The organism is Streptosporangium sp. NPDC053982, from assembly GCF_055585205.1.
Genome location: NZ_JBVJKQ010000010.1, coordinates 170,313 through 182,267 on the forward strand (window position 1 = coordinate 170,313; position 11,955 = coordinate 182,267).

Consider the following 11,955-nt stretch of genomic DNA (forward strand, 5'->3'; position numbering starts at 1 on the left):
GAACAGCAGGAGGGCGCACCCCACCCGGGCGCACCCGTCGGACAACGTCGTCTGGGACCCAGGGGGCCACACGCATGACCGCACCGCTCGACGTCTCCGGGCAGGCCCTGGAGGCCCAGCCGGAGGCCGTTCTCCAGGGGACGGGCGGAAAGGCCATCGAAGGCCGTTCGCTCGGCCAGATCGCCTGGACCCGTCTCAAGCGTGACAAGGCCGCCGTCGCCGGCGCGGTCGTGGTGGTGTTCCTCGTCCTGGTGGCGATCTTCGCCGAGCGCCCCTTCGGGGGACTGATCGCCCTCTTCGGCGATTCGCCCAACATCCCCAACAACGACCTCATCGACCCGATGACCAGCGCGCCGACGGGCGCCTTCGGCGGCATCAGCCTGGAGCACCCCTTCGGCCTGGAGCCGGTCAACGGCCGTGACGTCTTCGCCCGCATCCTGTCCGGCGCCCAGATCTCGCTGCTGGTCGCCTTCCTCGCCACGCTCGTCTCGGTGGTGATCGGCGCGCTGCTCGGCGTGCTCGCCGGCTACTTCGGCGGCTGGATCGACACGTTCATCAGCCGGCTGATGGACGTCTTCCTGGCCTTCCCGCTGCTGCTGTTCGCGATCGCCATCGTCGGCGCGCTGCCCGACCAGGCGATCGGCATGAAGGGCAACACGCTGCGCCTCGCGGTGATCGTGTTCATCATCGGGTTCTTCAGCTGGCCCTACATCGCGCGCATCGTGCGCGGCCAGACGCTGTCGCTGCGCGAGCGCGAGTTCGTCGACGCCGCCCGCTCGCTGGGGGCGAGCAACGGCTACATCATCTTCCGCGAGGTGTTCCCGAACCTCGTGGCGCCGATCCTGGTCTACTCCACGCTGCTCATCCCCACCAACATCATGTTCGAGGCGTCGCTGTCGTTCCTCGGCGTGGGTGTGAACGAGCCCCAGGCGTCCTGGGGAGGCATGCTCACCCGGGCGGTCGACTACTACCAGATCGCCCCGCACTTCATGATCGTCCCCGGCCTCGCGATCTTCATCACCGTGATGGCCTTCAACCTCCTGGGCGACGGGCTGCGGGACGCCCTCGACCCGCGAGCCAGGTAGCGCGAAGCGACCGTCGCGCCCGTCCGTCTCCACCACCGCCACTTCACGACAAGGGGTGTACCACCACGATGAGGAAGACCAAAGCCTTGGCGCTCGCCGCGCTGGGTACCACGCTGAGCATGGGTCTCGCCGCCTGCGGCGGCACGGCCGGCGGCGGCGGCAACAACACCGGCTCGGGCAACCAGGGCACCGGAGCCTCCGGCACGGCCTTCAACGATGGCTACACCAAGGTCATCAACGCCTCCGACGCCAAGGGCGGCACGCTCAAGTTCGCGCTGACCGACGAGCCGGACTCCACGGACCCGGGCAACACCTACTACGCCTGGAACTGGAACTTCTCGCGGCTGTACGCCCGTCCGCTGATGACCTACCAGCCCGCCCCGGGTGAGGAGGGACTGAAGCTCGTCCCCGACCTCGCCGAGGGCCCCGGTCAGGCCAGCGACGACGGCAAGACCTGGACCTACAAGCTGAAGAAGGGCATCAAGTACGACGACGGCACCGAGGTCAAGGCCGCCGACGTCAAGTACGCCATCGCCCGCAGCAACTTCACCTCCGAGCTCACCGACGGCCCGAAGTACTTCGCCCAGTACCTCGACGCCGGTGACTACAAGGGCCCGTACAAGGACAAGAACCTCGACGACTTCAAGGGCGTCGAGACCCCCGACGACTCCACCGTCGTCTTCAAGCTCAAGGCCCCGTTCGCGGAGTTCGACTTCCTGGTCGCCAACCCGCAGTCGGCTCCGGTGCCGCAGGCCAAGGACAACGGTCTCGACTACGAGAAGAACGTCGCCTCGACCGGCCCCTACAAGTTCGAGAGCTACGACGTCGGCAAGCAGCTGACCCTCGTCAAGAACGAGAACTGGGACCCCTCCACCGACACCACCCGCAAGCAGCTGCCGGACCGCATCGAGGTCCAGTACAAGCAGAACGCCGACGACATCGACCAGCGCCTGATCAACGGGCAGCTCCACGTCGACCTGGGCGGCACCGGCGTCCAGCCCGCCGCCCGCGCCAAGATCGTCAGCAACCCGCAGCTGAAGAACTCGTCGGACAACCCGTACACGCCGTTCAACCGCTACGCGATGATGTCGACCAAGGTCAAGCCGTTCGACAACATCGAGTGCCGCAAGGCCGTGCAGTACATCACCGACAAGGTCGCCACCCAGGCGCCGTGGGGCGGCCCGCTCGGCGGTGACATCGGCAGCACCGCGATGACCCCGACCACCGTGGGCTACAAGGCGTTCGACCTGTTCCCCAACGGTCAGGACCACAAGGGCGACAAGGCCAAGGCCCAGGAGAGCCTCAAGGCCTGCGGCCAGCCGAACGGCTTCGAGACCAACATCGCGGTCCGCGGTGACCGGGTCAAGGAGGTCCAGGTCGCCGAGGCTCTGCAGGCCTCGCTCGACAAGGTCGGCATCAAGGCCACGATCAAGAAGTACCCCTCGGGTGACTGGAGCTCGCAGTACGCCGGCAAGCCGGACTTCGTGCACAAGAACAACCTGGGCATCATGATCGCCGGCTGGGGCTCCGACTGGCCGTCCGGCTTCGGTTTCCTGTCGCAGATCGTCGACGGTCGCTTCATCAAGGACTCCGGCAACTACAACATGATGGAGCTGAACGACCCGACCGTGAACGAGCTGCTCGACAAGGGCATCCAGACCACCGACACGGCGGCCCGCAACGAGATCTGGGCCGAGGTCGACAAGAAGGTCATGGAGTCGGCCGCGTTCATGCCGTTCGTCTACGAGAAGACGCTCCTCTTCCGCCCCTCGACCCTGACCAACGTGTACGTGCACCCGGCCTACGGCATGTACGACTACACGTGGCTCGGCGTCAAGCAGCAGTAGTAGTAGTACTTCTCTAGCCAACCAAAGGCAGGTGAAGGCCACGGTGCCCGGGAGCGACCCTCCCGGGCACCCGGCCGAACGATCGTGGTCGCATTCATCGTCCGCCGCGTGATCGCCGCCGTGCTGATGCTCGCCGTCGTCAGCGCCGCCACCTTCGCGATCTTCTTCCTCATCCCACGGGCCCTGGGACAGACCCCCGAGGGCATGGCGTCGCGTTACGTCGGACGGGATGCCACCCCCGAGGCGATCCAGGGCGCCGTCAAGCGGCTGCACCTGGACGACCCGCTCATCGTGCAGTACGGGCGGTTCGCCAAGGGCATCGTCGTCGGCGAGGACTACTCGCTCGGCCCGCGCAAGGCCGAGTGCCCGGCTCCCTGCTTCGGCTACTCCTTCAACAACAACCAGCCGGTCTGGCCGACGCTGCTCGACCGGCTGCCCGCGACGATGTCGCTGGCCGCGGGCGCGGCGATCATCTGGCTCATCACCGGCGTCAGCATCGGCATCGTCTCCGCGCTGAGACGCGGCACCGCGCTCGACCGCGCGGCCATGACCGTGGCGCTCGCCGGCGTCTCGCTGCCCATCTACTTCACCGGCCTGGTCTCGCTGGCGGTGTTCGCCTACACGCTCGGGATCTTCCCCGGCGGCGGCAGCTACACCCCGTTCACCGCCAACCCCGTCATGTGGTTCCAGGCGCTCGTCCTGCCCTGGATCACCCTGGCGTTCCTCTACGCGGCCCTGTACGCCCGGCTCACCAGGGCGGGCATGCTGGAGACCATGGGCGAGGACTACATCCGCACGGCCCGGGCCAAGGGCCTCAAGGAGAGCACGGTCGTCACCAAGCACGCGCTGCGCGCCACGCTGACCCCGATCCTCACCATCTTCGGGCTCGACGTCGGCCTGCTGCTGGGCGGAGCCGTGCTCACCGAGAGCACCTTCTCCATCCCCGGCGTCGGCAAGCTGGTCATCGACGCGATCCGCGGCAACGACCTGCCGGTCGTGCTCGGCGTGACCATGTTCGCGGCCTTCTTCATCGTCCTGGCCAACCTCATCGTGGACATCCTGTACGCGGTGGTCGACCCGAGGGTGAGGCTCTCATGACGGCGGCGCCCGGTTCCCCCGCGCCCGACTCCTTCCTGGAGCTGCGCGACCTGCGCATCCACTTCCCGACCGAGGACGGGGTCGTCAAGTCGGTCGACGGCCTGTCGTTCAAGCTCGACCGGGGCAAGACCCTGGGCATCGTGGGTGAGTCCGGCTCCGGAAAGAGCGTCACCAGCCTCGGCATCCTCGGCCTGCACAAGGGCGGCCGGGCGAAGATCTCCGGTGAGATCTGGCTGGACGGCGAGGAGCTCGTCGGGGCGAGCGCCGACCACGTGCGGACGCTGCGCGGCAAGAAGATGGCGATGATCTTCCAGGACCCGCTGTCGTCCATGCACCCGTACTACACGGTCGGCGCCCAGATCGTCGAGGCGTACCGGATCCACCACAAGGTCAGCAAGCAGGTGGCCCGCAAGCACGCCATCGACATGCTCGGCCGGGTGGGCATCCCGCAGCCCGACAAGCGCGTCGACAGCTACCCGCACGAGTTCTCCGGCGGCATGCGCCAGCGCGCCATGATCGCCATGGCGCTGTCGTGCGACCCGGAGCTGCTGATCGCCGACGAGCCCACCACCGCCCTCGACGTGACGGTCCAGGCGCAGATCCTGGACCTGATGCTCGACCTGCAGCGTGAGTTCAACTCCGCGCTGATCGTCATCACCCACGACCTCGGCGTGGTCGCCGAGCTCTCCGACGACATCCTGGTGATGTACGGCGGCAGGTGCGTCGAGTACGGCAGCGCCGAGGACATCTTCTACCGGCCCGAGCACCCCTACACCTGGGGTCTGCTGGGTTCCATGCCCCGTCTGGACCGCGAGCCCACCGAGCGGCTGATGCCGATCAAGGGCAGCCCGCCCTCCCTGATCAACGTGCCGTCCGGCTGCGCCTTCAACCCGCGCTGCACCTACGAGGACCGCACCGGGGGCAAGGCCACCACCGAGGTGCCCCTGCTCACCGAGACCGAGGGCGGCCACCTGGTCCGCTGCCACATGCCGCCCGCGGAGCGGCGGGCCATCTGGGAAAACGAGATCAAGCCGATGTTGGAGAGCACGTGACTGACGACAAGGGCGCCGCGGTGACCGACTCCGGTGCGCTGCTGTCCGTCCAGGGGCTGCAGAAGCACTTCCCGGTGACCAAGGGCCTGCTCAGACGTCAGGTCGGCGCGGTCAAGGCGGTCGACGGGGTCAGCTTCGACGTCCGCAAGGGAGAGACACTCGGCCTCGTGGGCGAGTCCGGCTGCGGCAAGAGCACCACCGGCCGCCTGATCACCCGCCTGCTGGAGCCGACCGGCGGGAAGGTCGTGTTCGAGGGCGAGGACATCACCCACAGGTCGCAGTCGTCCCTGCGGCCGCTCCGCCGCGACATGCAGATGATCTTCCAGGACCCCTACTCCTCGCTCAACCCCCGGCACACGGTGGGCGCCATCGTCGGTGCGCCCTTCCGCATCCAGGGCATCCAGACCGAGCAGGGCACCAAGAAGGCCGTCCAGGAGATCCTGGAGCTGGTCGGGCTCAACCCCGAGCACTACAACCGCTATCCGCACGAGTTCTCCGGCGGCCAGCGCCAGCGCATCGGCATCGCCCGCACGCTCGCGCTCAAGCCCAAGCTCATCATCGCCGACGAGCCGGTCTCCGCCCTCGACGTGTCGATCCAGGCGCAGGTGGTCAACCTCCTGGAGGACCTGCAGAACGAGCTGGACCTGACCTACGTCATCGTCGCGCACGACCTGTCGGTCATCCGGCACATCAGCGACCGGGTCGCGGTCATGTACCTCGGCAAGATCGTCGAGCTGGCCGACCGCAAGGGCCTGTACGAGTCGCCCATGCACCCGTACACCAACGCGCTGATGTCGGCGGTCCCGATCCCCGACCCGGGCCGGCGCAAGGACCGCGAGCGCATCCGGCTCCAGGGCGACGTGCCCAGCCCGCTCAACCCGCCGCCCGCCTGCCGCTTCCACACCCGGTGCTGGAAGGCCCAGGAGGTCTGCAAGACGGTGGAGCCGCCGCTGGTCGAGCTGGCCGCGGGCCACCAGGTCGCCTGCCACTTCCCGGAGAACGCCCCCGGCCCGGCCGCCCGGCCCGCACCGGGGGAGACCGTCCCGGCCTGACCGCGCCCGCCGGGGGAGAGGTCCCGGTCCGGCCCGTCGGACCGGGCCGGGGCCCCCTCAGCCGAGTGCCGACATGACCGGGGCGAAGAACCGCGACCGGTCGCCGGGCAGCGGCCCGGACCCGGCGACCATGTCCGATGTCCGCATCCCCGCGGTCACACCATGCCCGGCCAGCCACGCCGCCAGCTCCGGGCGCCGGTCCTCGATCTCCAGCCGCACCGGCCGCCCGGCCCGTGAGGCGAGGTCGGCGACCAGTGCCCGGGCGTCCTCCGGGCTCGCCGCGATCACCGGGCCGACGACCGTGTTGGCGACGTTGCGCCACATCCCCGCGTACCCCGACACGCCCCGGCCGTGGTCGATCACCCGGATCTCCTCGGCGAAGCCCGCGTAGCGCCGCAGCAGACCGGACCGGTCCGCGCCCACGACCTCCGCGTCCAGGTCGGCGATCGCCTTCAGGTCCTCCGGCCGCGCGGCGCGGGAGGCGCCCGACGGCGGCCCGGTGAAGAGCCCGACGTGCATGGAGGCCCCGCCGGTCACCCGGAACCCCAGCTTCTCGTACAGGGGCCGTCCCTGGGCGGTGGCGTTCAGGAACACGGTCGTTCCGCCCGCCCGGTCCAGCACGTGGGAGATCAGCCGGGTGCCCAGGCCCCGCCGTGCGAGGCGGGAGGCCACCAGCACCATGCTGACCGCCGCGGTGCGGTCCCCGTACCGGGTCAGGATCGCGGTCGCCACCGGCTCCCCGGCATCGTCCACGATCCCGTACCCCTCGCCGCCCTCCAGCAGGAAACGCCACTTGCGCTCCTCCCTGCCCCAGCCCCGGTCCTCGGCGAGCCGCAGGCAGCCGTCGAGGTCGCCGGGCGTCAGTTCCCGGATCATCATCACGTTCCTCCAAGGTCCCGGGCACCCGGACGGCGGTGCCGGAGAGCACCGCCCGGACGGGCCCGGCCCGCCCGTCCCGCGGACATCACGAGGCGATCCTCGGGCACGGGACGCCGGCGCTCCGACAGTTTCCCGCTATGCCGATAGCCGACGGCTATCATCGCCGGATGGAGGTCACGCTGCCCGCCGTACGGGCGTTCGTCGCCGTCGCCCGCGCCGGCTCCTTCCGGGGGGCCGCCGCCGCGCTCGGGGTCAGCCAGCCGACGGTGAGCGCCGCGGTGCGCCGCCTGGAGGCCGCCGCGGGCCGTCCGCTGCTGGTCCGAGACCGCGACGGCGCCCGCCTGACCGAGCTGGGCGCCGGAGTGCTGGCCCACGCGGCCGCGGTGACCGCCGCCGCCGACGAGTTCGAGGCCCTGCTCGCCGGGGACGTCCCGGGCCTCACCGTGGGCTTCATGGGCGAGGCGGCGGGGACGCGCACCTCGGCCCTGCTCGGCGCCGTACGGCGGGCCTCCGGCCGGGACGTACGGCTGCGCCGCTTCGACTTCGACGACCCCTCCTGCGGCCTGCTGACCGGGGCCAGCGACCTGGCCGTGGTGTGGCCGCCGCTGCCCGGCGACGCCCTGGAGATCAGGATCGTCGGCGCCGACCGCCGGGCCGTCGCCGTGCCCGTCGGTGACCCGCTCTCCCGGGCCCCCGTCCTCGGCCCGGGAGACCTGGGCGGCCGGGTGTGGGTGGTACCGCGCAGTCCCGACCCGGTCTGGCGGGACTTCCGCGGCCCCGGGTCGCTCGGCGTGACGGACGTCGCCGGTGAGATCGGGTCCGACGCGATCGAGGAGACCCTGGAGCTGGTGGCGGCGGGTCAGGGGATCGCCCTGCTGTCGCAGAGCACCGACGAGCACTACGCCCGCACCGGGGTGGTGTTCGTGCCGCTCTCCGGCGACCTGCGGTGCACCGTCGCCGTCGCCTGGCGGCGCGCCGACACCCGGCCGGTGCTCGCCCGGATCCTCGCCGAGCTGCGCCGGCACGCCCCGGCGGGCCACCCGCCCGCGCCGTGACCGCGGGTTCCCGGCGGCACGCGGAACACGGGGCGCCGCGTTACGGCGACACCGCCTCGCGGGCGCTGTCGCGAAGCTGTGCCACCGCGCGGGCGATGAGGTCGCCGCGCCGCCGATCCTGGCGGGCGTGGACGACGATGCGCCGGAAGACGGTGGGGCGGACCACAGGCCTGGTGACGACCCCGCCGGGGAGCTCCGCGACGGCCAGGCGCGGCAGGACGGTGACGCCGATGCCCGTCTCCACCAGCCGCAGCGCCGCCCGGTGATCGTCCAGGCGGGCGGCGTAGCGTGGCGTGAATCCGGCGGCCCTGCAGGCGGTCAGGATGATCTGCCCGATCGGGCTGTCGTAGATGTCGTGGTCCACCCAGGGCTCGTCTTCGAGGTCCCGGAAGGCGAGCTCGCGGGCATCGGCGAGGGGGTGGGCGGCGGGGAGCACGGCGACGAGTTCCTCGACGGCGAGTTCGTGACGCCGGTAACCGTCGAGGTGCACCTCGGCCCCGTCGGCGGGCTCGGTCCGGATGTCGAGGTCCGGCCGCCGGCGACCGCGCCCGTCGACGGGTTCGTTGAGGCTGATCTCGACGGTGAGGTTCGGCCGGTGCCGGCGAACGGTCCGCACGACCTCCGGGATCCACCGCTCGGCCGCGGAGGCGAAGCAGGTGATCGCCAGATGCTGCGCCTGACCGCTCCGGAGGTCCGCGACGACACGTTCGAGGCGCCCGAAGTCGGCGAGGAGCGACTGGGCCTCATCCGCCAGGTGCCGTGCGGCGTCGGTGGGGCTGATGCCGCGTCCCTGTTTCTCGAAGAGGACCAGCCCGGTCTCCTTCGCCAGGGCGGTCATGTGCTGGCTGATCGTTGCGGGGGAGTAGCTGAGGTTCCGCGCCGCCTGGTTGATCGACCCGGCGGCCAGGACCGCGCGCAGGATCGCGAGGCGTTGCGGGCTGAGCATGGCATCGATCGTAAGGCAATGCCGAATGATAGGTCGCATTTGTCTGCTTGTTACGAGTTTTGTCGTCGATGCAGGATGGCACCGAGCAGAAGATCCGACATCTGCTCGGACGCGGTGAGAGAGGTTGACGATGGACACGACGTTCTGGGACGAGGCGGACCGCCTCCTTGTCCGCTACGGAGCCGGCTTCACCCCGCGGGTCATCGAACGAGCCTCCGGCGCGTACGTCTTCGACCGCCAGGGCACGCCGATCCTCGACTTCACCTCGGGGCAGATGAGCTCCATCCTCGGTCATGCGCACCCGGACATCGTGGCGACGGTCTCGTCCGCGGTCGCGTCGCTGGACCACCTCTTCAGCGGCATGCTCAGCGCTCCCGTGCTGGAACTCGCCCGGAGGCTCACCGCGACCCTGCCTCCGGAGCTCGGCAAGATGCTGCTGCTCACCACGGGAGCCGAGGCGAACGAGGCCGCGATCAAGATGGCCAAGCTCTCCACCGGCCGCTTCGAGATCGTCTCCTTCGACCGCTCGTGGCACGGCATGACCCAGGGGGCCGCCTCCGCGACCTTCTCCGCCGGGCGGCGCGGCTACGGCCCCCCGGCACCGGGCAACCTGGCGCTGCCCGCGCCGAACGCCTACCGTTCGCCGTTCCGGGCCTCCGACGGGTCACACGACTGGGAGGCCGAACTCGCCTACGGCTTCGCCCTGGTCGACCGGCAGTCCGCCGGGAGCCTCGCCGCCTGCCTCATCGAGCCCATCCTGTCCTCGGGCGGGATCATCGATCTGCCGCCGGGGTATCTGCGTCGTCTCAGGGAGATGTGCGACGAACGCGGGATGCTGCTCATCCTGGACGAGGCGCAGACCGGCCTCGGCCGCACCGGAACGATGTACGCGTTCGAGCGCGACGGCGTCGCACCCGACATCCTGACGTTGTCGAAGACCCTGGGAGCCGGACTGCCCGTGGCGGCCGTCATCACGACCGCCGAGATCGAGCAGGCATGCCACGACCGGGGTTTCCTCTTCTACACCACCCACGTCTCCGACCCCCTGGCGGCCGCCGTCGCGCTGACGGTCCTCGACGTCGTCCAGCGCGAGAACCTCACGGAGCGTGCCGCGGTCCTGGGCGACCGGCTCACCGGCCGGCTGCTGGCGCTGCGTGACGCCTACGAGGTCGTCGGCGACGTCCGCGGCCGCGGCCTGCTCCAGGGCATCGAGCTCGTCACGGACAAGAAGAGCAAGGCGCCCGCCGACGAGCTGGGTAAAGCGATCACCGCGGCCTGTCTCGAACGAGGACTGCACATGAACATCGTCCAGTTGCCCGAGATGGGCGGCATCTTCCGCATCGCCCCGCCTCTCACGATCAGCGACGACGAACTGAACACCGGCGTGGACATCCTTGAGGCGTCGCTCAAAGCGGTGCTCGGCGCCGCCGGGTGACGCGGACCGGTGTCCCACGCCCGTCGCCGCCGGCTCGTCCGCCATCCCGGCGGACGTGACCGGCCCCGGACGGTTCCTAGGAGGAGGGGGCGCCCGGGGTGATCAGGCCGGTCTCGTAGGCCAGGACCACGGCCTGCACGCGGTCGCGCAGGCCCAGCTTGGTGAGGACGTTGCCGACGTGCGTCTTGACGGTCGTCTCGCTCACCACCAGCTCGGCGGCGATCTCGGCGTTGGACATGCCCCGGGCGATCAGCCGCAGCACCTCCAGCTCGCGCTCGGTGAGACGCCCCAGCCGGGCCGGGGCCGACGGGCGGCGGGTGGACGGCAGGTGCGCGCCGAACCGGTCGAGCAACCTCCGGGTGACGCTCGGCGCGACGATGGCGTCGCCCGCCGCGACCACCCGGATGGCCTGCACCAGCTCCTCGGGCGGGACGTCCTTGAGCAAAAAGCCGCTGGCCCCGGCGCGCAGCGCCTCCACGATGTACTCGTCCAGGTCGAACGTGGTCAGCACCAGCACCCTGGGCACGTGGGTGCCGCGCGCCGCCTCCCGGACGATCCGGCGGGTGGCGTCGATGCCGTCCACGCCCGGCATCCGGACGTCCATCAGGATCACGTCGGGCAGCAGCGCCCGCGCCTGCTCCTGGGCGGCCTTGCCGTCCCCGGCCTCACCGACGACGGTGATCTCCGGCTCGGCCTCCAGGATGAGGCGGAAACCGGTACGCAGCAGTGGCTGGTCGTCGACCAGCAGCACTCTGATCGTCATCACACACCTTCGAGGGGAACCGGGCGCCGGCCTCGGACCCGCCCTCCGCACGGGCCGGTCCGCAGGACTCCACCATAGAGGGGCGGCACGCCCCCCGGCGCCCGCGAACCCGTCCGGTCTCGCCGGAGGCCCGTCCCCGGCGAGACCGGACGGACACGTCTACCAGCCGTTGCCGATCTTCACCGGTTGGGTGGTGCTGTAGCCGCGGGTGCTCTGTCCCGGGTACAGGAGGAGGTCACCCGTCGTGTCCTGGCGGGCGATGAGGTCCCGGTGGCCGTCACGGTCCCAGTCCGTCGCCCCGAACCATGTGTGGCCGCCCCAGCCGTTGCCGATCTTCACCCGGGGAGTGCCGCTGGGACCCCGCCGGCTCTCGCCCGGGTAGAGGAACAGGTTCTCGGTGTCGTTCTCCCTGACGACGAGGTCCTGGTGGCCGTCGCGGTCCCAGTCCGTCGCTCCGAAGAAGCTGTAGCCGTTCCAGCCGTTGCCGATCTTCACCGGTTGGGTGGTGCTGTAGCCGCGGGTGCTCTGTCCCGGGTAGAGCAGGAGGTCGCCTGTTGTGTCCTGGCGGGCGATGAGGTCCTGGTGGCCGTCGCGGTCCCAGTCCGTCGCTCCGAAGAAGCTGTAGCCGTTCCAGCCGTTGCCGATTCTCACCGGTTGGGTGGTGCTGTAGCCGCGGGTGCTCTGTCCCGGGTAGAGCAGGAGGTCGCCTGTTGTGTCCTGGCGGGCGATGAGGTCCTGGTGGC

Annotated in this window: 11 protein-coding genes; 7 read left to right on the plus strand and 4 right to left on the minus strand. The window is 70.4% G+C overall.

Annotated elements, in window-relative coordinates; translation table 11 throughout:
- Window positions 1–74: 74 nt before the first annotated feature.
- The 5 genes from ACZ6W9_RS19815 (at window position 75) to ACZ6W9_RS19835 (ending at window position 6,134) form a co-directional block, all read left to right on the plus strand.
- Window positions 75–1,085 (plus strand): ABC transporter permease, encoded by a 1,011-nt coding sequence (locus tag ACZ6W9_RS19815; RefSeq protein ID WP_389970858.1) that lies wholly within the window; start codon window positions 75–77, stop codon window positions 1,083–1,085.
- A gap of 68 nt (window positions 1,086–1,153) precedes the next feature.
- A complete protein-coding gene (locus tag ACZ6W9_RS19820) occupies window positions 1,154–2,932 on the plus strand; it encodes an ABC transporter substrate-binding protein (protein ID WP_362937219.1) in 1,779 nt (592 codons plus the stop codon).
- Window positions 2,933–3,016: 84 nt separating this feature from the next.
- On the plus strand, window positions 3,017–4,030 hold the full coding sequence (locus ACZ6W9_RS19825) for an ABC transporter permease (protein WP_389970855.1): 1,014 nt from the start codon (window positions 3,017–3,019) through the stop codon (window positions 4,028–4,030).
- Complete coding sequence (locus ACZ6W9_RS19830; protein ID WP_389970852.1) at window positions 4,027–5,082, plus strand: ABC transporter ATP-binding protein; 1,056 nt, start codon at window positions 4,027–4,029, stop codon at window positions 5,080–5,082. The genes ACZ6W9_RS19825 and ACZ6W9_RS19830 overlap by 4 nt, the downstream gene beginning before the upstream one ends.
- Window positions 5,079–6,134: an ABC transporter ATP-binding protein gene (locus ACZ6W9_RS19835; RefSeq protein ID WP_389970849.1), complete on the plus strand. Its 1,056-nt coding sequence runs from the start codon at window positions 5,079–5,081 to the stop codon at window positions 6,132–6,134. Before ACZ6W9_RS19830 ends, ACZ6W9_RS19835 begins: the two co-directional genes overlap by 4 nt.
- Window positions 6,135–6,191: 57 nt before the next feature.
- Here the strand turns inward: ACZ6W9_RS19835 and ACZ6W9_RS19840 are convergent, their stop codons facing one another.
- On the minus strand, window positions 6,192–7,010 hold the full coding sequence (locus ACZ6W9_RS19840; RefSeq protein WP_470118970.1) for a GNAT family N-acetyltransferase: 819 nt from the start codon (window positions 7,008–7,010) through the stop codon (window positions 6,192–6,194).
- Between the two features lie 170 nt (window positions 7,011–7,180).
- Here ACZ6W9_RS19840 and ACZ6W9_RS19845 point away from each other — a divergent pair, with 170 nt between their 5' ends.
- Window positions 7,181–8,068 (plus strand): LysR family transcriptional regulator, encoded by an 888-nt coding sequence (locus ACZ6W9_RS19845; protein WP_470118972.1) that lies wholly within the window; start codon window positions 7,181–7,183, stop codon window positions 8,066–8,068.
- Between the two features lie 40 nt (window positions 8,069–8,108).
- Here the strand turns inward: ACZ6W9_RS19845 and ACZ6W9_RS19850 are convergent, their stop codons facing one another.
- Entirely contained in the window at window positions 8,109–9,014 is a 906-nt protein-coding gene (locus ACZ6W9_RS19850; RefSeq protein WP_470118974.1) for a LysR family transcriptional regulator, read from the minus strand.
- A 130-nt stretch (window positions 9,015–9,144) separates the two neighbouring features.
- On the opposite strand from ACZ6W9_RS19850, the gene ACZ6W9_RS19855 reads away from it, so the two are divergent.
- Window positions 9,145–10,449: an aspartate aminotransferase family protein gene (locus ACZ6W9_RS19855; protein ID WP_389970837.1), complete on the plus strand. Its 1,305-nt coding sequence runs from the start codon at window positions 9,145–9,147 to the stop codon at window positions 10,447–10,449.
- 76 nt (window positions 10,450–10,525) lie between these two features.
- On the opposite strand, the gene ACZ6W9_RS19860 is transcribed toward ACZ6W9_RS19855, so the two are convergent.
- A complete protein-coding gene (locus ACZ6W9_RS19860) occupies window positions 10,526–11,212 on the minus strand; it encodes a response regulator (RefSeq protein ID WP_389970834.1) in 687 nt (228 codons plus the stop codon).
- A 159-nt stretch (window positions 11,213–11,371) separates the two neighbouring features.
- The coding region (locus ACZ6W9_RS19865) for an FG-GAP repeat domain-containing protein (protein ID WP_470118976.1) at window positions 11,372–11,955 on the minus strand (584 nt) is incomplete at its 5' end.